Source organism: Pseudomonas sp. PONIH3, from assembly GCF_002934345.1.
Lineage (GTDB): Bacteria > Pseudomonadota > Gammaproteobacteria > Pseudomonadales > Pseudomonadaceae > Aquipseudomonas > Aquipseudomonas soli.
Window position 1 is genome coordinate 5,795,001 of sequence record NZ_CP026386.1, and the last position, 23,043, is coordinate 5,818,043.

General features: G+C 63.9%; 20 protein-coding genes, 2 rRNA genes and 3 pseudogenes (1 of these 25 cut by a window edge). 11 read left to right on the forward strand and 14 right to left on the reverse strand.

Annotated elements, in window-relative coordinates:
• Positions 1-413 (forward strand): 23S ribosomal RNA (locus tag C3F42_RS26795) (it extends 2,481 nt beyond the left edge of the window).
• Positions 414-547: 134 nt separating this feature from the next.
• A 5S ribosomal RNA gene (gene rrf / locus C3F42_RS26800) occupies positions 548-663 on the forward strand.
• Positions 664-804: 141 nt separating this feature from the next.
• On the opposite strand, the gene C3F42_RS26805 is transcribed toward rrf, so the two are convergent.
• The gene (locus tag C3F42_RS26805; RefSeq protein ID WP_094011263.1) at positions 805-2,100 is read right to left on the reverse strand and encodes a leucine-rich repeat-containing protein kinase family protein; all 1,296 of its coding nucleotides are present in this window, start codon (positions 2,098-2,100) and stop codon (positions 805-807) included.
• A 153-nt stretch (positions 2,101-2,253) separates the two neighbouring features.
• Between C3F42_RS26805 and C3F42_RS26810 the strand changes: the two genes are divergently transcribed.
• A complete protein-coding gene (locus C3F42_RS26810) occupies positions 2,254-4,143 on the forward strand; it encodes a propionyl-CoA synthetase (protein WP_094011264.1) in 1,890 nt (629 codons plus the stop codon).
• Positions 4,144-4,235: 92 nt separating this feature from the next.
• Here C3F42_RS26810 and C3F42_RS26815 read toward each other — a convergent pair whose 3' ends face one another.
• Both C3F42_RS26815 and C3F42_RS26820 read right to left on the reverse strand, forming a co-directional pair.
• Positions 4,236-6,176, reverse strand: coding sequence for a methyl-accepting chemotaxis protein (locus C3F42_RS26815; protein WP_094011265.1), 1,941 nt, complete (start codon positions 6,174-6,176; stop codon positions 4,236-4,238).
• 502 nt (positions 6,177-6,678) lie between these two features.
• Complete coding sequence (locus C3F42_RS26820; protein WP_094011266.1) at positions 6,679-7,128, reverse strand: GNAT family N-acetyltransferase; 450 nt, start codon at positions 7,126-7,128, stop codon at positions 6,679-6,681.
• A 295-nt stretch (positions 7,129-7,423) separates the two neighbouring features.
• Between C3F42_RS26820 and C3F42_RS26825 the strand changes: the two genes are divergently transcribed.
• Positions 7,424-7,795, forward strand: a complete 372-nt coding sequence (locus C3F42_RS26825) for a hypothetical protein (RefSeq protein WP_094011267.1) — start codon at positions 7,424-7,426, stop codon at positions 7,793-7,795.
• A gap of 6 nt (positions 7,796-7,801) precedes the next feature.
• Here the strand turns inward: C3F42_RS26825 and C3F42_RS26830 are convergent, their stop codons facing one another.
• Positions 7,802-8,374 (reverse strand): biliverdin-producing heme oxygenase, encoded by a 573-nt coding sequence (locus C3F42_RS26830; RefSeq protein WP_094011268.1) that lies wholly within the window; start codon positions 8,372-8,374, stop codon positions 7,802-7,804.
• 150 nt (positions 8,375-8,524) lie between these two features.
• Between C3F42_RS26830 and C3F42_RS26835 the strand changes: the two genes are divergently transcribed.
• Together C3F42_RS26835 and C3F42_RS26840 are read left to right on the forward strand one after the other, a co-directional pair.
• Positions 8,525-9,565 (forward strand): DUF1176 domain-containing protein, encoded by a 1,041-nt coding sequence (locus tag C3F42_RS26835; RefSeq protein ID WP_094011269.1) that lies wholly within the window; start codon positions 8,525-8,527, stop codon positions 9,563-9,565.
• A 30-nt stretch (positions 9,566-9,595) separates the two neighbouring features.
• Positions 9,596-10,648 carry a DUF1176 domain-containing protein gene (locus C3F42_RS26840; RefSeq protein ID WP_094011270.1) on the forward strand — a complete coding sequence of 351 codons (1,053 nt, stop codon included), beginning with the start codon at positions 9,596-9,598 and terminating at the stop codon, positions 10,646-10,648.
• 97 nt (positions 10,649-10,745) lie between these two features.
• On the opposite strand, the gene C3F42_RS26845 is transcribed toward C3F42_RS26840, so the two are convergent.
• Entirely contained in the window at positions 10,746-11,531 is a 786-nt protein-coding gene (locus C3F42_RS26845; RefSeq protein WP_023630744.1) for a sulfite exporter TauE/SafE family protein, read from the reverse strand.
• Between the two features lie 209 nt (positions 11,532-11,740).
• Here C3F42_RS26845 and C3F42_RS26850 point away from each other — a divergent pair, with 209 nt between their 5' ends.
• Positions 11,741-12,115 carry a RidA family protein gene (locus C3F42_RS26850; protein ID WP_094011271.1) on the forward strand — a complete coding sequence of 125 codons (375 nt, stop codon included), beginning with the start codon at positions 11,741-11,743 and terminating at the stop codon, positions 12,113-12,115.
• Positions 12,116-12,213: 98 nt separating this feature from the next.
• Here C3F42_RS26850 and C3F42_RS30405 read toward each other — a convergent pair whose 3' ends face one another.
• The 3 genes and pseudogenes from C3F42_RS30405 to C3F42_RS26860 form a co-directional block, all read right to left on the reverse strand.
• A complete protein-coding gene (locus C3F42_RS30405) occupies positions 12,214-12,954 on the reverse strand; it encodes a methyl-accepting chemotaxis protein (RefSeq protein WP_371041608.1) in 741 nt (246 codons plus the stop codon).
• A gap of 162 nt (positions 12,955-13,116) precedes the next feature.
• A pseudogene (locus tag C3F42_RS30410) lies at positions 13,117-14,100 on the reverse strand (cache domain-containing protein); the annotation flags it as partial.
• A 150-nt stretch (positions 14,101-14,250) separates the two neighbouring features.
• Positions 14,251-15,129: a LysR family transcriptional regulator gene (locus C3F42_RS26860; RefSeq protein ID WP_094011272.1), complete on the reverse strand. Its 879-nt coding sequence runs from the start codon at positions 15,127-15,129 to the stop codon at positions 14,251-14,253.
• 100 nt (positions 15,130-15,229) lie between these two features.
• Between C3F42_RS26860 and C3F42_RS26865 the strand changes: the two genes are divergently transcribed.
• Positions 15,230-15,658 carry a PACE efflux transporter gene (locus tag C3F42_RS26865; protein WP_094011273.1) on the forward strand — a complete coding sequence of 143 codons (429 nt, stop codon included), beginning with the start codon at positions 15,230-15,232 and terminating at the stop codon, positions 15,656-15,658.
• A 19-nt stretch (positions 15,659-15,677) separates the two neighbouring features.
• On the opposite strand, the gene C3F42_RS26870 is transcribed toward C3F42_RS26865, so the two are convergent.
• Together C3F42_RS26870 and C3F42_RS26875 are read right to left on the reverse strand one after the other, a co-directional pair.
• The gene (locus C3F42_RS26870; protein ID WP_094011274.1) at positions 15,678-16,682 is read right to left on the reverse strand and encodes a hypothetical protein; all 1,005 of its coding nucleotides are present in this window, start codon (positions 16,680-16,682) and stop codon (positions 15,678-15,680) included.
• A 110-nt stretch (positions 16,683-16,792) separates the two neighbouring features.
• Entirely contained in the window at positions 16,793-17,236 is a 444-nt protein-coding gene (locus tag C3F42_RS26875) for a GNAT family N-acetyltransferase (protein WP_094011275.1), read from the reverse strand.
• 87 nt (positions 17,237-17,323) lie between these two features.
• Between C3F42_RS26875 and C3F42_RS26880 the strand changes: the two genes are divergently transcribed.
• Positions 17,324-17,875, forward strand: coding sequence for an isochorismatase family protein (locus tag C3F42_RS26880; RefSeq protein ID WP_094011276.1), 552 nt, complete (start codon positions 17,324-17,326; stop codon positions 17,873-17,875).
• A gap of 1 nt (position 17,876) precedes the next feature.
• Here the strand turns inward: C3F42_RS26880 and C3F42_RS26885 are convergent, their stop codons facing one another.
• The 4 genes and pseudogenes from C3F42_RS26885 to C3F42_RS26900 all read right to left on the reverse strand — a co-directional run bounded on the left by C3F42_RS26885 (position 17,877) and on the right by C3F42_RS26900 (position 21,191).
• Positions 17,877-18,566, reverse strand: coding sequence for a GntR family transcriptional regulator (locus C3F42_RS26885; protein WP_094011277.1), 690 nt, complete (start codon positions 18,564-18,566; stop codon positions 17,877-17,879).
• Positions 18,567-18,585: 19 nt separating this feature from the next.
• Positions 18,586-19,287, reverse strand: coding sequence for a FadR/GntR family transcriptional regulator (locus C3F42_RS26890; RefSeq protein WP_094011278.1), 702 nt, complete (start codon positions 19,285-19,287; stop codon positions 18,586-18,588).
• Between the two features lie 70 nt (positions 19,288-19,357).
• A complete protein-coding gene (locus tag C3F42_RS26895; RefSeq protein WP_023631150.1) occupies positions 19,358-20,668 on the reverse strand; it encodes a C4-dicarboxylate transporter DctA in 1,311 nt (436 codons plus the stop codon).
• 209 nt (positions 20,669-20,877) lie between these two features.
• Positions 20,878-21,191 (reverse strand): annotated as a pseudogene (locus tag C3F42_RS26900) (helix-turn-helix domain-containing protein).
• A 294-nt stretch (positions 21,192-21,485) separates the two neighbouring features.
• On the opposite strand from C3F42_RS26900, the pseudogene C3F42_RS30415 reads away from it, so the two are divergent.
• Positions 21,486-21,749: pseudogene (locus C3F42_RS30415) on the forward strand (PAS domain-containing protein); the annotation flags it as partial.
• 174 nt (positions 21,750-21,923) lie between these two features.
• Positions 21,924-23,033 (forward strand): methyl-accepting chemotaxis protein, encoded by a 1,110-nt coding sequence (locus tag C3F42_RS26905; RefSeq protein WP_371920600.1) that lies wholly within the window; start codon positions 21,924-21,926, stop codon positions 23,031-23,033.
• Positions 23,034-23,043 lie beyond the last annotated feature (10 nt).

The window sequence follows — 23,043 nt, forward strand, 5'->3', positions numbered from 1 at the left end:
TTGGCACCTCGATGTCGGCTCATCACATCCTGGGGCTGAAGCCGGTCCCAAGGGTATGGCTGTTCGCCATTTAAAGTGGTACGCGAGCTGGGTTTAGAACGTCGTGAGACAGTTCGGTCCCTATCTGCCGTGGACGTTTGAGATTTGAGAGGGGCTGCTCCTAGTACGAGAGGACCGGAGTGGACGAACCTCTGGTGTTCCGGTTGTCACGCCAGTGGCATTGCCGGGTAGCTATGTTCGGAAGAGATAACCGCTGAAAGCATCTAAGCGGGAAACTTGCCTCAAGATGAGATCTCACTGGAGCCTTGAGCTCCCTGAAGGGCCGTCGAAGACTACGACGTTGATAGGTTGGGTGTGTAAGCGCTGTGAGGCGTTGAGCTAACCAATACTAATTGCCCGTGAGGCTTGACCATATAACACCCAAGCAATTTGCTCACGCAGATTGCGGTGGTGAAGACGAAACGAACCGAAAGTTCGCGACGAACCACAAAGATCACATATCCGAATTGGCTGGCATGTCTGCAAGGACGTACTGGCAACCGAATTTCTTGACGACCATAGAGCATTGGAACCACCTGATCCCATCCCGAACTCAGTAGTGAAACGATGCATCGCCGATGGTAGTGTGGGGTTTCCCCATGTGAGAGTAGGTCATCGTCAAGATTCATTTCGCAAAACCCCTATCTGCGCGAGCAGGTAGGGGTTTTGTCTTTGCGCGTTTGGCAAGTCAACCTCCTCCGTTGTGGGAACGAGCTTGTTGGAACGCCGCTCCCACGAATATTCAGGCCGGGCTTCATCGCCTTGTCAGTGACGATCTCCAAGCAGCGCCACCAACTCATTGAAGGCAGGACGGGCCAATACGTCGGTCTGCTGGCAGCGTTCAGCCAGTCGCTTCAGTGTTGTGTCCTGCTCGTCGCAGCACGCCAGCAATTCCTCCACAAGAATGCCAAATGCCCTCGCTTCCAGTCGTTCGAGGGCCGATGCCGCAAGACTTTGCTCCTGAGGGTGGAACGAGGCGGCACCGAAGTCGCCCAGCAGGCACTGGCCATCTTCGTCGAACAGGATGTTGTGGGCGTACAGATCACCATGGCTCAAGCCACGCCCATGCAGGTGGGCACAGACCGAGGCAATACCTCTTATAAGGCGACTTAGGGCCGACTTGGTCAACTGCCGGTCCGCCGGGTAGCGGTCGCGGGTGCAACTGTCGAGGCTAGGCGGGCCGCCCAGGTTCGACCAATGCGCGTCGATCAGTTGCATCACCAAGGCGGGTAGCTGATCTGGATGATCGTCAATGCGCCCAGCCAGGCGCACCAGCTGTGGATGGTGGCCGGCAGCGATACAGGCGCTCATCTCCGCCAACGGCGAACCATCGCTGGTGATCGCACCCTTGTACAGCTTGACCGCAACCGGCGCTTCCTGACCACGCCAGTGGGCACGGTGAATCACCCCTGAGGCGCCACGGCCGAGTTCTTCTTCTAGGTGGATATCCTGCCAGTGAAGGGTAGGGCAATGGTCGTCCGTGGCAGGTGCGACAAAGCCATGGGGTAATGGATTGTCCGCATAGGCCAGCCAGGCTAGGCGTGGCATGAGCAGCAACCAATCAGGTAGGGCGCCCAGGCGGTTGCTGGCGATGCGCAGCAGTTCCAGGCGGTGGCAGCGCGCCAGGCTTGCGGGCAGGTCGGTGAGGCGATTGCCGGCAAGCATGAGCTTTTGCAGGTGTGCGCAGTCCCCCAGTGCCTCGGGCAGTTGCTCCAATACGTTGTCGGTGAGCACCAGTGAGCGTAGCGAAGGTGGCAGGGCCTGGGCATCGACCCGGCTGATGCGGTTGCTTCTGAAGCCTACGGTTTCCAGGGCCTGGCAGCTGCCGATGGCGTGGGGCAGGTGGGTGAACTGATTGTTGGAGCAGAACAGCACCTTGAGCCGGTTCAGGCGGTGCAGGTCCTCGGGCAGTTCGCTCAGCCTGTTGCCGCTCAGGTCCAGCACTTCGAGGCTGTCGCCAAGTGTGAAGATCTCCTGGGGAAAATGGGTCAGGTTCTGGCAGAGATTCAGTCGCGTGATGCCGTGCAGGCGACCGGTGCGCAGGTCTTCGAGGGTATGCATGGGATTGTTCGCTTAACGTGACCGGCCATTGTAGGTGCTTGGGTGCGGCAAATCTGCATATGGGTTGCGACTTAAGTCCGATGGCGGCTGGCCGGCCCCGGTCCATACTCAAGATTCGCCCTTCTATAACAACAAGTACCGGGTTGCGAACCAATGACCTATGAGCACAGCTACGCCCATTCCATTTCCGAACCCGTCAGCTTCTGGCAGGCCCAGGCCGAACAGCTCGCCTGGCAGCGCAAGCCGACCGTCACCTTGCAGCAGAATGCCGATGGTACCCACCGTTGGTTCGCCGATGGCCGTCTCAACAGTTGCTACCTGGCCCTTGACCATCAGATCGAGCAGGGGCGTGGTGAACAACTGGCGCTGATCTACGACTCGCCAGTGACTGGCGTGCAACAGACGTTCACCTATCACCAACTGCGAGATGAAGTGGCCCGTTTGGCGGGGCTGTTGCGTTCGTTGGGTGTGCGCAAGGGTGACGGCGTGATCATCTACATGCCGATGGTGCCCCAGGCCGCCATGGCCATGCTCGCCTGTGCCCGCATTGGTGCGGTGCATTCCGTAGTGTTCGGTGGCTTCGCCGCGAACGAGCTGGCCTTGCGCATCGACGATGCGCGGCCGACCTTGCTGCTGACGGCTTCCTGCGGCCTGGAGTTCGACCGCGTGATCGAGTACAAGCCGTTGGTCGATCGCGCCCTGCAACTGGCCCGCCACCAGCCGCGGCATGTGCTGGTGTTGCAGCGCCCGCTGGTTAGCGCCGAACTGCAGCCCGGGCGTGATCTGGACTGGCAGCAGGCCTTGCTCGGGGCGGCGCCGGTCGCCCCCGTTGAGCTGGATGCGGGCGATCCGCTGTACATCATGTACACCTCCGGCACCACCGGCAAACCCAAGGGTATCGTCCGCGAAAACGGCGGCAACGCAGTGGCGTTGTGTTATGCCATGCGTCATGTCTATGGCATGCGGGCAGGGGATGTGTGGTGGGGGATCTCGGACGTCGGCTGGGTGGTGGGCCACTCGCTGATCGTGTACGGGCCACTGATGAACGGGTGCACCACGGTGTTCTACGAGGGCAAGCCGATCCGCACGCCGGACGCCTCGGCCTACTGGCGGGTGGTGGAACAATACCAGGTCAATGGCTTGTTCTGCGCGCCCACCGCCATGCGCGCCATCCGCAAGGAAGACCCGGAAGGCGCGCTGATCCGCCGTCACAATCTCGATTCGTTGCGCCAGCTGTTCCTGGCCGGGGAGAAACTCGACTCCAGTACCCATGAATGGCTTGAGCGGGTCAGCGGCAAGCCGGTGCACGACCATTGGTGGCAGACCGAAACCGGCTGGCCGGTGACTGCGCCCTGTGTCGGGCTCGAAGGCAGCGCGGCGCGGCCGGGCTCGAGCAACCGGGCGGTGCCGGGGTACCACGTGCAGGTGCTGGATGACGAAGGCAAGCCGTTGGGGCCCAATCAGCAGGGTGCCATCGTGATCGCCCTGCCATTGCCACCGGGTTGCAGCCAGACGCTCTGGGGCGATCACCAACGTTACCTGCAGGCCTACCTGCAGAGCTACCCCGGTTACTACCACACCGGCGACGGCGGCTACCTGGATGAAGACGGCTTCGTCTACATCATGGGGCGCACCGATGACGTGATCAATGTCTCCGGGCATCGCTTGTCGACCGGTGAAATGGAGGACCTGGTGGCGCGTCATCCGGCGGTGGCCGAGTGCGCGGTGATCGGTGTGCACGACGAGATCAAGGGTCAGGTGCCATTGGCGCTGGTGGTGCTCAAGGACGGGCAGGGCATTGGCGAGGCGCAACTGCAGGGCGAATTGGTGGCGGATGTGCGCGAACGAATCGGCGCACTGGCCTGCTTCAACCGCGTGCGCCTGGTCAAGCGCCTGCCCAAGACCCGCTCTGGCAAGATCCTGCGGGCGGTGCTGCGCAAGATCGCCGATGGCCAGGACTACACGGCGCCATCGACGCTGGATGATCCGGCGGTGCTAGGGGAGATCGAAGGGGTGTTGGCCGATTTGCCCAGAGCGGGCTGACGTCATCGCGAGCAGCATTGCCTGTGGGAATCGGCTTGTCGTGCCGACGAGCCGAGGCAAAAGGGCCGCCTGGCGGCCCTAGGCTGGATGCCTTACGACTTGAAGCGTCCCACCAACCCGTTCAGCTCATCCGACAGCTGTGCCAGCCTGCCAGAGTCGGCCTGTGCAGAGCTGGCCAGCCCCTCCACCAGTCTTGCCTCGTCGTAGATCTGCTGGATATGCCGATTGATCTCCTCGGCCACGCTGTGCTGCTCCTCGGCGGCCGCTGAAATCTGCAGGTTCTGGTCGCGGATCTCGTTCACCGAGAGCTGGATGCCTTCGAAGCTGTCGCGGGCATTCTCGATCGACGACACGCTGGCCCGCGACAGGTCCAGGCAGCTTTCCATCTTCTGCGAAACTTCATGGGTCTTGCCACCAAGGGTATTGAGCAACTGGTCGATCTCGCCGGTGGAGTCGGCGGTGCGTTTGGCCAGCGCCCGTACCTCGTCGGCCACCACGGCAAAACCACGGCCCTGGTCGCCGGCCCGGGCGGCCTCGATGGCGGCGTTGAGCGCCAGCAGGTTGGTCTGCTCGGCGATGGCGCGGATGGTGCCGAGGATCTGGTTGATGCTGCGGCTGCCTTCCTCCAGTTCGACCATGGCCTGGGATGACTCGCTCAGGCGTCGGCCCAGGCGATTGACGTTGTCGGTGGTCGCTTCGATCTGCTGCTTGCCCTCGGCCACGCGACGGTGGCCCTGTTCGGCGGCGTCGGCGGCGCTGCTGCACGAACGCGCCACTTCGTTGGCGGTGGCGACCATCTCGTTGAAGGCGGTGGACACCAGCTCCACCGCCTCGCGCTGGCGCCCGGCGGCCTCGTTCATGTTGCCGGCCATCTCGCTGTTGCTACGCGAGGCTTCGTGCAGGTTGGTCGAGGCCGCGCCGATGCGCTGGATCAGTTGGCGGATGGCGGCGAGGAACTTGTTGAACCAGCCGGCCAGCTCGGCGGTCTCGTCCTTGCCCTGGACCTGCAGGTCGCGGCGCAGGTCGCCTTCACCCTCGGCGATCGACTGCAGGCCGGTGCTCACCTGGCCGATGGGTTTGACGATCACCCGCGAGAACGCTGCCGCCATCCCGGCGAAGATCAGCGCCAGCAGCACCACGATCACTGCCGTGACATAGGTCATGCGCGTGGCTGCGGCCATGACCTCGTCGTACTCGATAAGCCCGACGAAGCGCCAGCCCAGGCCTGGAGAGGTCCATACATTGGCCATGTAGCGCACGCCATCGATCACCACCTCGGTGGCGCCTTGCTCGGTGGCGGCCAACGCCGCGTACGGCGCGCCGAGGTCCTTGAGCTGCTTGAAGCTGTGCCCGGCGTTGCGCGGGTCGACCAGCACGGTGCCGTCCTCGATCAGCATCACGTAGCCGCTGTCGCCCAACCTGATGCTCTTGACCAGCTCGGTGAGGTTCTTCAGCGACACGCTGACCACGAACACGCCCTTGGCCTTGCCGGCCGCGTCGAGCAGCGCGCGGGCGGTGCCGACCAGGGCCACGTCGTCCTTGTCGTAGTAGTACGCGGCGGTGCGCACCGTCTTGTCCGGGCTGGCCATGGCGGCCTTGTACCAGGGGCGGGTGCGCGGGTCGTACTTGGCCAGCTGTGGGTCATCCGGCCATTTCGCGTAGCTGCCGTCTTCCAGGCCGATTGAAAGGATCGCCGCTGCCGGGTGCGTGGTGCCGTAGCGTGCGAAGGCGTCGATGACCCGCTGCGCAGCCTCGGGCATCGGCTGGCTGGCGGCATCGGCGCCGGTGTAGTCCTTGAGCGAGGTGACCGAGGTGTATACAGGATCCTTGGCCATCTGATCGACGTTCTGCAGCGTGCCATCAAAGAACTGGCGCATGTTGCCGTCGATCTGGCGAATTTCCCGGGTGCTGCCGTCGAGGAACTGATCGACCGCCTCGCTGCGGATGTTCAGCACCGAGATGCCGCCAACCAGGGCGACCGGGATAAAGGCCACCAGTACAAAGGCCAGGATCAGTTTGTTTTTTATTTTCATCGTGACGCCCATCCGTGAGTGTGAAGGGTGTACATGGCCGCTTCGCTAGGGTGGTGGCCACTTGCTACCTTTTCTGTTTCGGCGGGCGGAATATAAACCTTTAGTGGATATTTCGTGTACAGGAAATTCAGAAATTGTCCTGACTTGCGGGCAAAGTGCAACTGAGGCGTGGGAGCGGGCTTGCCCCGCGATGAGGTGAGAACTGTTGTTTCAAGCGGATTACTAAGACTTTCTCTATTTCATGTAGGACGTTTCCCAATCATGCTTTCACGGCCTTTCAGCTGTTGTTCTGGCCAGCCGCATTCCTTAGTCTGGACCTGTCGTTGCCAATTCAACGACCGGGTGTGCAAGCCCGAGGATGTGGTCCAGGTCGCTCAATGGCGGCTATACGTGGGAGGCCTTCGGGCCAGCCGGGTTCCTACTCCACGGTCTTGCACACCCGCGTATAGCTGCCTCCCTCGCGCTGAGCGAAAGCGGATATCGAAAGCTCCCATGGCTAGCTTCAGCGATCGAGCACCTTGTGATAGGTCACGAATTCCTGCTCGGCCTCATACCCCAGCGATTCATACAGCGCCTGGGCGGCAAGGTTGCTCCTGGCGGTGTCCAGGCTCAACCGCTGCGCGCCCTCGGCCTGGAAGATCCCGATCAGTTGCTGCATCAGGTAACGGGCATGACCGCCCCTGCGGGCGTGGGGGACGACGAACAGGTCATACAGCCAGTAGAAGCGCTTCATTGCCAGCGAGCAGGTGGCCGGGTACAGCTGGGCAAAGGCGATGGCCTGACCCTCGTCGTCCAGCAGCAGGTAGATCCGCGAGTTGCCGGTTTCGAGGTTGGCCTTGAGGAATGCACGGGAAGCGGGGAGGTCATCCGCCTCCTGGTAGAACATTCGGTACTGGTTGAAGAGGTCCGCGGCGGCGTCCAGGTAGTGCAGGTCACAGGCGATGACGTTCATGTCGTGGGCTCGCTATCAGGCTGTCCAGCGCCCTTGCTATGGGGGCAGTCCTGCAGGATTTCATGAAACACATCCGCTCGTACAGATGCCATATGCAGCGGCGTACGTGCGGCTTCCGAAGGTGTGCGGCGGCCTTGTTTCCTGTGTGCCGCAAAGCCGGAAAATCAGGCCTTTGTCACGAGTGTTTGCCGACCAATGGGGCTGCGGCTTGCTGGCGTCTATTCAGGGCATTAGCATCCGCTTTCCTCACTCACGGCCATGCGCAACCTTTGGCCGACTCCAGGATCAAGGACGAATGTTGCCGCTGCTTTCCCGCTTCCTGCTGCACGCACTGGTGTGTGTGGCTTTTCCCTTTATCTTGAGCCTTGGCTTCGATCTCTACCGGCAGCATGTCGGCCAGCCGATGGCGCGAGGTGTCAGCGTCGGCTTGGCGACGATGCTGGTGTTCTACGCCTTCGTGCTCTTCAACCTGTTGATGGTGGCCATTCCAAGGGCGGCAGTTCGCTACTGGCTGGCGCTGGTGCTGGTGCTGCTGGTACTGGCGTTCTTCAATACCTTGCACCCGTTGCGGGCGCTGGGCTTTGCGCTGTTGTGCGGTGGCTTGTGCGCGGTGGCCATCGCGATGACGCCACTGGTAACGTCGCTGTTGCACCAGTGCCGTCGGTGAAGGAGTTCAGCAGGCCAGCACCCGTCGTTTTTCGAGCCACCTCTCGAAGCAGGTGAAGGTGTCGACAGCGGCTTCTACCGTCCGGGCCTGGGCGGCAGGCTCCGGAGCGGCGGCAGCCAGCCGTTCGAGGAAACTGCGCCAGCGTGCGCCGGTCAGCGGGCCGTAGACGTCGAGGAACGCGCCACCGTTGTCGGCGTCGATACCCAGACGTTCGGCCATGGCCCGCTTGAGCACCTGGCCACCGAGCGTGGAGCCTTCCAGTACATACATCACCCCAAGCGCGCTGGCTTCGTCATCGATGCGAGGCAGGGCGTGGCACCGGGGCAGCGCTTCGATGTCGATGGCCAGGGCGCCCAGGTCGCGTGACAGGGTGGGTGTCTTGTGGCGTTCGGCGCTCTGGTAGGCGCCCAGCAGTAAATCCAGCGGGGCATGAAAGCCATGGTAGGCCCCGAGCAGATCGGCGTAGGCCGCGCGGTCGAAGCCCTCGCTGAAGAAAGGCAGCCGCGCTTCCAGCCTCTGGTGGCAGGCGCGGGTACCTTCGCGCAGGGCAAGCAGCAACGGGCTGACGGTAGCGGACATGATGGCGGCTCTGGCGTTAGGGCATTCGATACTGCCAGATCAGGCGGCGCAATCACCACTGCCGATTTTGCGCACCTGGCCCGTGAACTGTGGAATCATTGCGCCGCCTCTGGAACGAGGCTTTCACAGCCAAGACAGGAATGCAGCACGATGCGCGCAACAACATGGAACTGGCTGGCCCTGGGGCTGGCGTTGCTGCCGGGCCTGGCCACCGCGGCGGAACCAGAGCCGGTACCGGTATACCGGGAGATCAAGGACTGGATTGTAGGCTGCGACAACACGCGTTTCTGCACCGCGGTCCTGGCCGATCACCCGGAGCGGATGCGAGTGGGCATGCTGGTGCAGCGTGAGGCGGGCGCCTGGGGCAACCTGCACCTGACCCTGGTGGGGAGCACCGACTGGTCGGGCGAGCCCATGCTCGACGGCCAACTGCTGGTCGCCCCCTGGCGCATGACCCGCGGTGTCGAGACCACCCTGGAACTGGAGGGCGCCGATGCCTATGCCGTGTTGCGGCAATTGCGCAATGGCCAGCGCCTGGTGGACGACACCCGGCCAGGGGAGCGGGTGAGTTCGCTGCAGGGGCTGAGCGCCGCCTTGCTGCTGATGGATGCGGTGCAGGGCCGGGTCGGCCACTACAGTGCTCTGGTGCGCCCTGGCGACAGCGTTGCCGATGCGCAGTTGCCGACTCCGGCCAAGCCACAGGTGCCGGCCTTTGTGGCAGCTACGGCCCTTGGCGCGCAGGAGCAAGCGGGCATCACCCAGGTGGTGATGGCCAAGGCGGCCGCCGAGAACCAGTTGATCAACGAATACGATGTCGCTCCCAAGCTAGAGCTGCATGCCCTGGACGACCAGCATGCGCTGGCATTGCTCAGCTACAACTGCAACGACTTCCATTGCCTCTACGCACTGTACAAGGTGTCGCGTGAAGCGCCTTACACCCTTGGGCCCCTGGAGTTCGAGGCGCCATCGAGCCCGGTGGTGATCAGCCGGATGCGCGACGCCATCGAGTTCTACCCTGGCAAAGGCGAGCTCCACAGCTATGCCAAGGACGACTATCCCGGCAGTTGCGGGGTGGAGGAAAGCTGGCGCTACGATGGCATGCGCATGCGCTTGCTCAAGCTGTCACGGATGGACCGCTGTGCCGAAGTGGGCACCGACAGTTGGCCGGTACTCTGGCGCAGTCAAGGCTGAACGCATGAAACGGACTTCAGGGATAACGCCATGCAATGGATGAAACACCCGCGTGCGGCATTGCTGCTGGCGCTCATGACGCCATCTGTCGTGCAGGCCGAGAACGCCCAGGCACCGCTCGAAGCAGTGCCGATGTACCGGCAGATCAAGGACTGGGCGGTTGGCTGCGACAACACCCGTGCCTGCACGGCGGTAATGGCGATCGACGACGACCTGATGGCCGGGCTACAGACCATCATCAGGCGCGAGGCGGGGCCACAGGGCGCGCTTGAGCTGACCCTGCGCGTGGGCCCGGCGTTTGCGGAACAGGTGCTGCTCGATGGGCAGGTACTGTCGGCCAACTGGCAGCGCATCCAGCTTGAATACGACTTCGACCTGCTGTTGGAAGACGATGAGGCGCTGGCGCTCATACGTCGGTTGCGCAACGGTGCACGCCTGAGTTCATTGACCGAGGATGGCGAGCTGGTCGCGTCCTTGCAGGGGCTCAGTGGCGCGCTGTTGGCCATCGATGCCGTGCAGGGCCGGGTCGGGCATGCCGATGCCCTGGTCAGAGTGGGAGATGCGCCCGCTGCCGATGTGCCTGGCGCTCCCGATACCGTGGTGCTGCCACAGTTCGTCGCCGCGTCGCGCATGAACGACGAGCAGGCCCATGAAATCGGCAGGATGGTAAAACGCCAGGCGAATGTCGAAGGCGATGTGCCGGGGATGAGCAACAGCCATTACGAGGTGCACCCGCTGGACGCTGCCAATGTCCTGGTCATTCTCAACGTGGGGTGCAGTGGCGAGTTCTGCGCCAATTTCCTGTATCGGGTGTCCCGCGCCGCGCCCTACCAGATCAGCGAAATGGCCTTCGAGGCGCCGACGCCGCTGCTGGCGCCGCGTCTGAGTGGCTATGTAGCGTTCGATGCGCAGAGCGGTCAATTGTTTGCCGCTGACAAAAGCCAGGTAGAGCGTGGTTGCGGGGTGATCCAGCAGTGGCGTTACGACGGTGAGCGCATGCGCCTTGAGCGCGTGGCGCGGCTTGATCGCTGCGGGTATGTGAAACCGCAGTTCTGGCCGGTGCTATGGCGTGTGCGGGAGTAGGTCGAGGCGAGCCGAGTGCCCATAGGCGCCGCTGACGCGCCGCATCGCCGGCTTGCCGGCGATGGGCGCGTAGCGCCCTCTGTCAGTGAGGTGTGGCTCAGAACGCCAGCTTGTAGCCGATCAATAGCAGCATGGTCGCCAGGCAAGGCCGCAGCACGCGGTCGGAGATGCGCCCGGTCAGGTGGCTGCCCAGGTAGATCCCCGGCAGTGAGCCCAGCAGCAGGTAGCCCAGCAGCGACCAGTCCATGTTGCCCATGCCGGCATGACCCAGGCCGGCCACCAGGGTCAGCGGCACGGCGTGGGCGATCTCGGTACCGACCAGGCGGCGGGTGACCAGGAACGGGTAGAGCAGGAACAGCGCCACGGTGCCCAGCGCACCAGCGCCGATAGAGGTGAGGGTGACCATCACGCCCAGCACCACGCCGGTGATCACGGTTAGGATGTTCAGGGTACGGTCGCTGAGGTGGTAGTGATCGCCCGCATGCTTGCTGGCGAAGGCCTGCAGGCGCGACTTGAACAGGATCGCCAGGGCGGTGAGGATCAGCACCACCGCCAGGCCCTGCTTGATGATGGCGTTGAGCGCCGAGGTGTCGGTGTGCAGTGTGCTGAGGAACCACAGGGTCAGCGCGGCGGCCGGGACGCTGCCCAGGCTCAGCCAGCCGGTGATCTTCCAGTCGATGTTCTTGTTGCGGCCATGCACCCAGACGCCGCTGGCTTTGGTGATGGCGGCGTAGAGCAGGTCGGTGCCCACGGCAGTGGCCGGGTTGATGCCGAACCACAGCAGGATCGGGGTCATCAGCGAACCGCCGCCGACGCCGGTCATGCCGACGATGAAGCCCACAACCAGGCCCGCAATGGTAAAACCGAAAGAACCTACATCCATACGCTACTCGACGCCCAGCTTGCCCGTGATCGGATGAGTGCCAGCATATAGATTTTTTTATAGCCAAATAGACTTGTTCGTTATTAGGTTATAACCACCCAGTGGCGGCACGCTCCTGTAAACTCACGGTCAACCAGAGTGGGTTTACCGGGAGCTAGCCCGCTCGACTGTCCCGGGCACGATTCGGCCAACCATGAAAGGAGCGTTCCATGAGCAATGACATCCAGCGTTTTCCCAGCAGCCTGCCGTTTCCATTTTCTCGTGCAGTGAAGGCCGGGGGCTTCCTGTTCCTGTCCGGCCAGGTGCCGATGAGCGCCAGTGGCGAAGTGGTACGCGGTGATATCCAGACACAGACACGAGCGGCCTGCGAACGTATCGCCGAGAGCCTGGCAGTGTGTGGGGCGCGTTTCGACCAGGTGGTGAAATGCACGGTCTGGCTGTCGGACATGAGCCATTTCGCCGGCTTTAACGAGGTCTACAAAGAGTTCTTTGGCGCAGCGCTACCGGTGCGATCGACGGTGGCATCGGCGCTGGCGCTGGGGGTCGATGTGGAGATCGAGGTGCAGGCGTTCGTCGGCGAGTGAGGAGTAGCTGAAGAATGCTTGCGTAATCGCCGATGTGATCGAAGGCGTGATCGCGCAGGGAGCCCGCTCCTGCAACACGTACAGGAGCGGGCGGCAGGTCAGATGCGGAAGCTGCCCACCAGTTGCTTCAGGCGCCCGGCCTGCTGGCTCAGGGCGTCGCAGTGGCGCAGGGTGTCGTTGAGGTTCTCCACCCCTTGCTGGTTCAGCGCGTTGATCTGGGTGATGTCCAGGTTCAAGCTCTCGACCACGGCGGTCTGCTCTTCGGTGGCGGTGGCCACCGACTGGTTCATGCCGTCGATCTCGCCGATACGCTGGGTGACACTGGCCAGGCGCTCACCGGCCTCGTTGGCCACCTGCACGGTCTCTTCGCTGGAGACCTGGCTGGTGTTCATGGTGTGTACCGCCTCACGCGAGCCGACCTGCAGGCTGGTGATCATGCGGTGGATTTCTTCGGCCGATTCCTGGGTGCGGTGGGCCAGGTTGCGCACTTCGTCGGCAACCACGGCGAAACCACGCCCGGCTTCACCGGCACGGGCGGCCTCGATGGCGGCATTGAGCGCCAGCAGGTTGGTCTGCTGGGAGATGCCCTTGATCACGTCGAGGATCTTGCCGATTTCGTCGGTGCTGGCGTTGAGGGTCTCGATCTGCTCGCAGGACTCGCTGATGCGCTGGGACAGGGCGGTCATGGCGCTGATCGCCTCTTCCACCACCTGGCGGCCACCGTTGGCCTGTTCGCTGGCGCCGCTGGCGTGCTGCGAGGCGTCGGCGGCGTTGCGGGCGATTTCCTGAGTGGCGGCGCCCAGCTCGTTGATCGCCGCGGCGACGCTGTTGGTGCGCATGCTCTGCTCTTCGGAGCCGGTGAGCGAGGCATTGGAGGCGACCACGACCTTTTCCGACAGGTCATGCACCAGGCGGGTGGCCGAGGACACTTCGCTGATCGAGGCGTGGATACGCTCGACGAAACGGTTGAACGAGGTGGCCAGCTCGCCGAACTCGTCCTTCTGCTCGACGGTCAGGCGGCGGGTCAGGTCGCCTTCGCCTTCGGCGATGTCCTGCATGGCGCGGCCCATGGTGGTCAGCGGGCGCATCAGTACCGGGATCAGCAGGCCGAGCAGTCCGGCGATGACGGCCACCGCGATGAGCATGGCGATGATGGCCGAGGTACGGAACTGGCTCAGCGGGGCGTAGGCTTTTTCTTTATCGATCGACAGGCCGATGTACCACTGCGCCGACGGCAGGCCGTCCACCGGGGCGAAGGAGATGATGCGGTCCTTGCCGTCGAGGCTGACTTCCTGGATGCCGGATTCGACACGCAGCGGGGAGCCTGGGTAGATGTCCTTGAGGTTCTTCATCACCCGGTCCTTGTCCGGGCTGACGATCACCTGGCCATTGCGGTCGACCAGGAAGGCGTGGCCAAGGCCGCCGAAGTCCACGGCATTGATGATGTCCACCAGGGTGTTCAGGCTCAGGTCGCCGCCGACCACGCCGATCAGCTCGCCGCTGGATTTGGCCTTGACCGGCATGGCGATGGTCACCACCAGGCCACCCACTGCAGCCATGTAGGGCGGGGTCAGCATCGTCTGGTTGGCGGCCACGGCCTGGGTGTACCACGGGCGCTGACGCGGGTCGTAGCCGTCAGGCATCTTGGCATCGGGGCGTTGGGTGAACAGGCCGGTGTTCTGGCCGAAATAGGTGAATTGGAAGTTGCTGGTGTACGACGGCTGGTCGACCAGGCCCGGCACGTTGCTGCCGGCGCCTTGCTGGGCGATGTCCTGGGCCAGGTTTTCCAGGACCAGGATGCGTCCGCTCATCCAGTTCTGCACGCTGCTGGCGGTCTGTGCGCCGGCCTGGCGCACCGAAGACTCGATGTTCTGGCGGATGGTGTTGCGTTGCAGGTAGTCGTTGTACAGGGTGAACAGGGCGAAGGCCAGTACGACGACGGCGCAGGCACTGAGCAGGATCTTGTGGCGGAATTTCAGGTTCATGTTTCGAGACCTTGAGCCAGTGAAAGGAGGGCGCCGCGTGCTTGTGGCACGAGTGGCGGAGCCTGTTGCAACGGTATCGGCCGATTCTGAAAAATGTTGAAAGACTAAATGTCGCAATAGTTGGCCGAATCGACCTCACAGGGTGACAAATCATTTCGAAGCCAACAGGCCCACCAATGTTCTGGCCGCTTGGCCGAGGGGTTGCTGTTTAAGCCAGAAGGCGTTCACCGGCAGTTGCAGTTCATTGCGGGTGTTCTGGAATCGCAGTCGCACCAGGCGTCCGTCCGCAAGCAGCGGCGCCACCCGCGCCAGCGGCAAGTCGCCCCAGCCCAGGCCGGCCTCGACCATCTGCAGGGCCAGGTCCAGGCTATCGGTACGCCAGTGCGAGGTGCCGATCAGCGAGCGGGGATCGCTCAGCGGCAGGTCGCGGCTGCACACCAGGATCTGCCGCAGGTTGACCAGGTCTTCGAGGTTGCGGATGCGCCCTTCGCGTAGTGCGGGGTGATGCGGCGACAGGGTGGCCACCAGCGATTCCAGGGCGATGTGCTGGAAGCTGCGTCGCGGGTCCACCTGCAGCCCGGCGAAGGCCAGACACAGGCGCACCCGACCACTGTCGAGCAGTTGCAGGGCCTCTTCCTGCGGGGCGGCGAGCAGTTCGATGTCCAGCAGCGGGTAGCGCTCGCCCAGGCGGGTGATGGCCCCGAGCAACGGGCGCTGGTCGATATCCGGCACCACGGCGATGGCCAGGCTGCTTTCCAGCCCTCGCGACAGCTCCAGCGCATGCACCTCCAACAGCCCCAGCTGTTCGGCGATCAACCGGGCATGGGGCTCCAGGGCCTGGGCCTGGGCGGTCGGGCGTGCCTCCCGCGACCCACGCTCGAACAGCGTGTAGCCAAGCTCCGCCTCGAGGTTGCCGATGGCCATGCTCACCGCCGAGGGCACGCGCCCGAGCGCCCGCGCGGCAGCTGAGAACGAGCCGCGGTCGAGCACGGCGAGAAACAGCAGGATGGTATCGCTGGAAAAGTTCATGGCAGTCTCCTTTCAGTAAATCTGAAAGCTGCCGACTTTTTCTGTCAAGCATGTTGATGCATTCTGCGCGCCTTCGTCATATCCGCAACAAGGTAATCCCGTGCAAGGACTCAAACGCAAACTGGTCTACGTGACCTTCTATGAACTGATCGGCCTGTGCATGTCGACCCTGGGCCTGGCCTACCTGTCCGACACCCAGGCTTCGCACACCGGCCCCCTGGCAGTGATGATCACCACCATCGCCATGGCCTGGAACCTCATCTACAACAGCCTGTTCGAGTATTGGGAGAGCCGCCAGGCCACCCGCGGGCGCAGCCTCGGGCGGCGGGTGGCGCATGCCATCGGCTTCCAGCTGACCCTGGTGGTGTACCTGATCCCGCTGATCGCCTGGTGGCTGGACATGACCCTTGTGGAGGCGTTGATGGTGGATCTGGCGTTCATCGTCCTGGTGCCGTGCTACACCTTCGTCTACAACTGGGCGTTCGACCGCATCTTTGGGCTGCCGACTTCGGCGCTGGCGACCGCCTGAACGTGCTGCGTGCGCGGGGTCATGGCGGCAGGCGAATCAGCAACGGTTCCTGTGAGCGGCTTCCGAGCAAGCTGTCCTCCACCTGCCCCGACAGGTAATACACCCCGGCCATGGCGCCGCTCTGGCGATTCTCCATCAGCTCCTGCCATTCCTGGTTCAGCGCCACATTGAGGATCACCCGCAGCTGCTCGACCATCTGCGGCTGTTCACGGTCGTGGGTGATGATGCCGTAGCCGGTTGCCGCCACCGAGATCAACGCCCCTGCCGCCTTGCCCACCGCCGCCGCGATGGCACTGGCGGCACCGCGTGGCGCCAGTGTGGCGCCGAGTTTCTCGCTGGCCTGGGTGGCCACTGACGACAATCCGGCCTCGGTCTGCCCGGGGGCCTTGGCGGCCTGTTGGTGCAGGTGCTGGCGCAGGGACTGCCAGGCCAGCTGTTGGTCAAGCGACTTGGCCCGCAGCAGTTGGTAAAGCGAGGCATTGCGTGCATCCGGCGGGCCCAGGGCGATGATCGGGATGCGGTTGAGGCGCTGGCTGAACTGCTCGGGCGGGGCGTTGTAGCGCTGGATGATGGTCGCCAGTTGCTGGCCGAGCAGTTGCAGGTACAGCTCGCTGGCGCGGTCGCGGATACCCTCGGGGTTGATCTGTTCGGCCACCGGGTCGATGACCCGTTCGCGATACTGTTCCTGCAGGTACAGGCCCAGGCGCTTCTCCGCGGGTTCCTGGCCATTGCCATTGTGCATCTTGTACCAGGCTACCTTGAGCGTGAGCCACTGCTGAGTCCAGTAACCGGTGAACCAGGGGATGAAGTCGTTCTCGGTGCGTTGCTGCACTTGCTCCTTCCACACGCGCATGGAGCGGCGGGCGTAGTCGTTGGCCGATCCCGCAGCGGCGACCGAGGCCTCGATGATGTCCTGGTCGATGCGCTGCCAGACGGTCGGTGGCAGGTTCTGCGGCGGGGGCGGGGCGGGTGGGCGTTTGCCGGCGCAGCCGGCGAGGGCCAGCAGCAGGCAGAGCGGAACCATCGCGAGGATCGATTTCACGCGGATTGCCCCCTTGGCCAGAGGCTGGGTGATTTACCGAAGTATAGGTTTGTCTTGAGGGCATCATCGCGGGGCAAGCCCGCGGCAGCGCGTCAGCCCACCCGTTTCAGGTGCAGCAACGGGAATGGATCGCCTTGTCCATCCACCTCGCTGCGCCCGACCTGGACGAAGCCGTGTCTGAGGTAGAACCCCACGGCCTGTGGGTTCTGTTCGTTGACATCGACTTCTCGTACGCCCAGCTCATCGATCACATGGGCCAGCAAGGATTTGCCGATGCCCTGGCCACGGCAGGCCGGGTCGACGAAGAGCATTTCCAGCTTGCCCTCATGCACCCCGGCAAACCCTTGTATGTACCCTGCGATGTCCGACCAGGCACGCAGCTGGACAAAACCCAGGTACTGCTCGCGCACCAGCGGGCGCAGGTGCTCGATGTATCCCGCCGGCAGGAAGTCGTGGGTCGCCCGCACCGAGGCTTCCCACAGATCGGCCAGCCGATCGTAGTGTTGCGCGCCGACTGGCGCGATAGTGAAGTTCATAGGCCCTCCAAGGCATTTTGGTAATCGGCGACAGGGTACGGCATTGCGCTATGCTCGGCATTGCGTCCGCGAACAGGAGAGCTGCTGATGAAGGGTGCCAAGGCCGATGCCTTGCTGCTGGTGGATGTGCAGTGCGCTTTCATGGAGGGCGCCGATGCGGTGCCTGGCCACCTGGCCCTGCAGCAGAGCATCGCCCGCTTGCTCGGCCGCGCCCGCCAGGCCGGGGTGGCGGTGATCTTCCTGGAGAACGACGGTGCGCCGGGCAGCCCGGATGCCCCGCACAGTGCCGGCTGGCAGTTGTATTTTCCGCCTGCGCGGGGCGAGCACGTGCTGTTCAAGACCGAGGACGATGGCTTTCTCGAAACCGCTTTGCAAACCCTGCTCAACGACCTCGGGGCCCGGCGCCTGGTCCTGTGTGGCGTGCTCTCGGAAATGTGCCTGGCTGCCACTGCCCGTGCCGCGCTGCACAGGGGCTTCGATGTGTTGCTGCCCCACGATGCCCACGCCACCTACGACGTGCCCCCCGGCCCTGGCGGCTCGCCGGGTGTGCCCGCCGCCCTGGCAGCCCGGGCGGCGGAGTGGTCGCTGGGGGACGAAGTGCAGATCCTGCCCGGCGTCGAGGCCGTGGCGTTCGCTTGATTCAGCCGGCCTGATCCAGATCGAGTTTGGCCTCGAGGCGGTCCAGATGTTCATGCATCAGGCCCAGCGCTGCCTGGCCGTCGCCGTTTTCCACCGCGTCGATGATCGCCGCATGTTCCTGCCAGGCGCAGTGCTCGCAGCAGGGCGCTTCGTAGCGGGCGATGATCAGCGAAGTCATGGGTACCAGGCCATTGAGGAAACGCGCCAGCGGCGCGTTGGCGGCCATCTGCGCCAGCTTCATGTGGAACTCGCCGCCCAGGCGAATGGCCGTGCAGCGTTCGCCGCGTTCATGGTGCTGGCGTTCGCGTTCGACCAGTTGGCGTAGTTGGCGGATCTGTGCCGGGCGCGCGCGCTGGGTGGCCAGGCCGATCAGCGTGGTCTCTGCCAGGCGCCGGGCGCTGAGCACCTGGCGCGCCTGCTCAGGGTCGGGAGCGGCCAGGTGCGCGGTATGGCTGGGGCGCTGCACCACCACCTGCTGGTCGGACAGGCGCCCGAGCACCCGGCGGATAACGGTGCGGCTGACGCCGAAGGCATTGCCCAGCGCCTGCTCGGGCAGGGCGCTGCCCGGTGGCAGGCGCTGTTCGAGGATGGCATCGAACAGGCGGGGGTAGATCTGTTCCGCCGACAGGCGGGTCTCGCCGGCACCGAGCAGGGCAGGCAGGCGGGGGGCGGCTTGGGCGCAGGCGGTCATGGTCGCTCTCCTTCTTTGTTCAGTTGCCTGGTTGGTCGTCCGGGATATTCAGGGCGATGCCCATGCGCTGGCCCTCGGCGAGGATGTGCTGGCGCATCTGCTGGCTGGCCTTGGCGCTGTTGCGCTCACGGATGGCACGCACCACCGCCTCGTTTTCGCTGAGGCGCGCGGCCAGATGCTCGGGCGAATTGCGCAGCATGTCGGCACTCTGCTTGAGGGCATTGCCGGTCTGCTGCACGACACTCTGGAAGATCGGATTGGTGGTCAGCGCGAACAGCGCCTCGTGGAAGGCGATATAGGCATTGATGCCGGCCTCGCTGTCGCCGGCGTCGAGGGCTTCGCGCATGTCCATCAGGGTCAGGCGCAACTGGCCGATGTCCTGGCTGCCGGCCGATTGCGCCACCAAGCCGGCAATGAAGGGCTCGAGGGTGTAGCGCAGCTCGAGCACGTCGGCCAGGCTGGCCTCGGCGATGGTGTCCGGTTCTTGCGCCTGGCTGGCGTCGGCATCGAGCACCAGTACGCCCTTGCCCGGCATCGAGCGCACCAGGCCCAGGGTTTCCAGCACGATCACCGCCTCGCGCAGGCTGGGCCGGCTGATGCCCAGCTGTTCGGCCAGCTCGCGCTGGCCGGGCAGCATGTCACCGCTGCGCCACTGGCCACGGGCCAGGGCCTGGCGGAGTTTCTCCACCACTGAATTGACTACGGTCGAAGAGCTGATCACGGTTCGCTCCTTGGTTGACGCTGCATCTTGGCCCTTGGCGGGCCGGCGCGGGGCGCCGGCGGCCTTGGGCTTAGAATTCCTGTTGATGGGGTTGGCCCTGCTTGCGGGTGGCCGGGGCGAAGCCGGGTTTATTGGCCAGCACATTGTTGGCGCGTTCGAGGTCGATGTCCTTCTCCCAGCGGGCGATGGCCACGGTGGCGACGCAGTTGCCGATCAGGTTGGTCAGCGCCCGGCCGATACCCATGAACCAGTCGACTGCCAGCACCAGCACCAGGCCGACCACCGGGATCGCCGGGACCGCGGTCAGGGTGGCGGCGAGGATCACCAGGGCCGAACCTGGGATGCCGTGGGCGCCTTTGGAAGTCACCAGCGACACCAGAAGAATGGTCAGCAGGTCGGTCATGGCCAGCGGCGTGCCGGTGGCGTTGGCGATGAACACGATGGCCAGGGTCAGGTAGATCGAGAAACCATCGAGGTTGAACGAGTAGCCCGTGGGGATCACCAGGCCGACGGTGGAGCTGCCGATGCCGAGGTGCTCGAGCTTGCGCATCACCTGGGGCAGCACGGCGTCAGAGGACGCAGTGCCGAGGACGATGGACAGTTCTTCGCGCAGGTATTTGATGAACGGCAGCAGCTTGAGCCCGGACAGACGCATTACCGTGCCGAGGATGATCAGCACGAAGCCGGCGCAGGTCAGGTAGAACAGTGCCACCAGGCCGCCCAGGTGCTGCAGCGAGCTCAGGCCGTATTTGCTGGTGGTGAAGGCGATGGCGCCGAACACGCCGATGGGGGCCAGGCGCACGATCATGCCCATGATGCGGAAGATTACATGGCTGAGCTCATTGATCAGCCGCGAAATGCCCGAGGCCGACTCACCGACCAGGTTCAGCGCGCTGCCGAACAATACCGAGAACAGCAACACCTGGAGGATGTTGTTGTCGGCGAAGGCGCCCACCACCGAAGTGGGGATCAGGTCCATGAGGAAAGTGGTGGTGCTGTGGATATGCGCGCCACGGTCGGCCAGGGCGCCGGCGTCCGCGCTGGACAGCTGGTCGAGGTGGATGTTGGCGCCGCTGCCGATGCCGGTGGAGAAGGCGAACACCAGGCCGATGACCAAGGCCAGGGTGGTCAGCACCTCGAAGTAGATCACCGACTTCAGGCCGATGCGCCCGACCTTCTTCAGGTCGCCGGCGCCGGAAATGCCGCTGACCACCACGCAGAACACGATCAGGCCGATGAGCATCTTGATCAGCTTGATGAAGCCGTCACCCAGGGGTTTGAGTTGCAGGGACAGGTCGGGGAAGCTCAGGCCGCAGATCACGCCGAGAGCGAGGCCGAGCACAACCTGGAGGAAAATCGAACGCGAACACCATTTGAGCATGGGAGGAGTCTCTGGTCGGTGTCCTTGCCCCCCAAGCCACACGGAGCGAAAGAGTGCAGGACTTAATTATTGTGGTCTTACCGGTTTGTTCACTGCGTGGGCTATAAAACGCCGATTTTCCGCATAATGCAAGGTTTTTTGGCCTTACCGGTCTGACCAGTTATGGTGCAGTGATAGGCAATCTGCTCTAGGGTGGTGCGCGGGGGATTTCACAGCTTGGCGAGCACCTGATCGACGGCTGCGATCAGCTTGCCGAGGTCCTTGGGGGGGCACTGTGGATGACGCCGAAAAGATAGGCGCGTTGTTCATCTTCGTCATCGGGGTCGCTGAAGAACACTTTCGGCTTGACCCCCAACGCCTCGGCAAAACTTATCAGTGACTCGATGCTGGGGGTATAAGTGCCGGTTTCGAAACGGCTGATGGTCTTGGGGTCGAAGCCGGTTCGCTCGCCCAGTTGTGCCTGAGTGAAGCCTGCCAGTTTGCGGTAGCGGCGCAGGGCAGGACCTAGACCTGTTCTCGTCATCGCTTAATTCCCATTTAGAATCAAGCACTTAACGATATATGTCGATATAGCGCAACGCCATGATTCATCACCTTTATTTGCAAAATGTGATGGAATTCGTAGAATTCGCCACTTTGATTGATCAGTCATTCAAGTAGTCATCCAGGGTGATCCGGTCATCCACCGGCCCGCGTGCAAGCGGTGTCGGAAATTGGAACTGATCCAGGATGAACGGTTCCGGCGCCGCTGGCCTTCTGTCAGGCCGCGTGTCGGGCGGTGTATGAAGGGAGTCTTGTCGTGCGTCAAAACCTGCCGGTGAATCCGGTCGAGCAAAGTTTTCCCGAGCACCAGCGGCTCATTTCGGCCACCGACACGGCCAGCCTGATTACCTATTGCAACGCCGAGTTCGCCGCCATCAGCGGCTTTAGCCAGGAAGAGCTGATCGGCAGCCCGCACAACCTGGTGCGCCATCCGGACATGCCAGAGGCGGTGTTCGAACGGATGTGGCAGTACCTCAAGGCGGGCCACAGCTGGATGGGCATCGTCAAGAACCGTTGCCGCAACGGCAACTTCTATTGGGTCAACGCCTACGTCACGCCGATGCTCGAGAATGGCCAGGTGATCGGCTACGAGTCGGTGCGTGTGCGCCCGACCCGGGAGCAGGTGGCCCGTGCCGAGGCGTTGTATGCCCGGCTGCGCGACGGCAAGGCAGCGCTGTCGCCGGCCCGGCGTGTGGCATTGCTCGGCCGGGCCATGGTGCTGCCAGTGTTGGCTGGGACCCTGGCCATTGCCGGCCACCAGCTGCTCCCAGATCTACCTGCACAGGGCTTGACCTTGGCGTTGTTCGCCGGCGTCGGGCTGTGGGCGCATGGCCGCATGGGGCTGCACTTGCAGCGCATCGTCCGGGTGGCCGACAACGCCTTCAGCGACCCGGTTGCGGCCTTGACCTACAGTGACCTGCCGGGCGCCGCCGGGCAGTTGGAGTTGATCCTGGTCAGCGAGGAGGCGCGCCTGAAGACCGCGCTGACTCGTTTGAGCGACCTTGCCGCGCAGATGGCCGGCGCCGCCCAGGATGCCGGGCGGCTTTCACGCAGCACCGAATCGGCGTTGCTGGAACAGCGTGCCGAGACTGACCTGACCGCCACCGCCATGACTGAGATGGCGGCCTCGATCGGCGAGGTTGCTGGCCACGTTCAACTCACCGCCGAGCAGGCGCAGACCGCGCACCTGCTGGCCGGGCAGGGCAGCCAGGTGGCCGACGCCACGGGGGCTGCGATCCAGAGCCTGGCCGGTACGGTCGGGCAGATCAACCAGGCGGTCAACGATCTGGCCGGTCAGACCGGCGCCATCGCCGAGGCGGCCGGGATGATCCGCGCCATTGCTGAGCAGACCAACCTGTTGGCGCTCAACGCCGCCATTGAAGCTGCCCGCGCCGGGGAGCAGGGCCGTGGCTTTGCGGTGGTCGCCGACGAAGTGCGGGCCCTGGCTGACAAAACCCGCCAATCCACGCTGCATATCCAGTCGATCATCGACAGTTTGCGCGGTGGCGCCGAGCAGGCGGTGAGCATCGCCAGCCAGGGTATCGAGGGCGCGCAACAGGGCGTGACCCAGGTCGCCCTGACTCAGGAAGCGTTGCAGGGCATCCGCCACGCCGTGCAGCGCATCAGTGACATGAGTCAGCAGATGGCCGCTGCTTCGCATGAGCAATCCAGCGTTGCCGAGGATGTCTCGCGGCAAATCAATGGGGTGGCGGGCACGGTCCAGCAGAGCGCGCACCGCGCCAATGCCGCCGCCGTGCGCGGCGCGGAGCTCGAGCAGGTGTGCGCCGGGCTGCGCGCCCTGGTGGAACGCTTCAACCGCTAGGTTGCGAGGC

Bases quoted from the DNA above. Each gene is read 5' to 3' on its own strand.
- C3F42_RS26805 (WP_094011263.1), bottom strand. From the start codon at position 2,100: ATGCATACCCTCGAAGACCTGCGCACCGGTCGCCTGCACGGCATCACG.
- C3F42_RS26810 (WP_094011264.1), top strand. From the start codon at position 2,254: ATGACCTATGAGCACAGCTACGCCCATTCCATTTCCGAACCCGTCAGC.
- C3F42_RS26815 (WP_094011265.1), bottom strand. From the start codon at position 6,176: ATGAAAATAAAAAACAAACTGATCCTGGCCTTTGTACTGGTGGCCTTT.
- C3F42_RS26820 (WP_094011266.1), bottom strand. From the start codon at position 7,128: ATGAACGTCATCGCCTGTGACCTGCACTACCTGGACGCCGCCGCGGAC.
- C3F42_RS26825 (WP_094011267.1), top strand. From the start codon at position 7,424: ATGTTGCCGCTGCTTTCCCGCTTCCTGCTGCACGCACTGGTGTGTGTG.
- C3F42_RS26830 (WP_094011268.1), bottom strand. From the start codon at position 8,374: ATGTCCGCTACCGTCAGCCCGTTGCTGCTTGCCCTGCGCGAAGGTACC.
- C3F42_RS26835 (WP_094011269.1), top strand. From the start codon at position 8,525: ATGCGCGCAACAACATGGAACTGGCTGGCCCTGGGGCTGGCGTTGCTG.
- C3F42_RS26840 (WP_094011270.1), top strand. From the start codon at position 9,596: ATGCAATGGATGAAACACCCGCGTGCGGCATTGCTGCTGGCGCTCATG.
- C3F42_RS26845 (WP_023630744.1), bottom strand. From the start codon at position 11,531: ATGGATGTAGGTTCTTTCGGTTTTACCATTGCGGGCCTGGTTGTGGGC.
- C3F42_RS26850 (WP_094011271.1), top strand. From the start codon at position 11,741: ATGAGCAATGACATCCAGCGTTTTCCCAGCAGCCTGCCGTTTCCATTT.
- C3F42_RS30405 (WP_371041608.1), bottom strand. From the start codon at position 12,954: ATGCGCACCAACAGCGTCGCCGCGGCGATCAACGAGCTGGGCGCCGCC.
- C3F42_RS26860 (WP_094011272.1), bottom strand. From the start codon at position 15,129: ATGAACTTTTCCAGCGATACCATCCTGCTGTTTCTCGCCGTGCTCGAC.
- C3F42_RS26870 (WP_094011274.1), bottom strand. From the start codon at position 16,682: ATGGTTCCGCTCTGCCTGCTGCTGGCCCTCGCCGGCTGCGCCGGCAAA.
- C3F42_RS26875 (WP_094011275.1), bottom strand. From the start codon at position 17,236: ATGAACTTCACTATCGCGCCAGTCGGCGCGCAACACTACGATCGGCTG.
- C3F42_RS26880 (WP_094011276.1), top strand. From the start codon at position 17,324: ATGAAGGGTGCCAAGGCCGATGCCTTGCTGCTGGTGGATGTGCAGTGC.
- C3F42_RS26885 (WP_094011277.1), bottom strand. From the start codon at position 18,566: ATGACCGCCTGCGCCCAAGCCGCCCCCCGCCTGCCTGCCCTGCTCGGT.
- C3F42_RS26895 (WP_023631150.1), bottom strand. From the start codon at position 20,668: ATGCTCAAATGGTGTTCGCGTTCGATTTTCCTCCAGGTTGTGCTCGGC.
- C3F42_RS26905 (WP_371920600.1), top strand. From the start codon at position 21,924: ATGGTGCTGCCAGTGTTGGCTGGGACCCTGGCCATTGCCGGCCACCAG.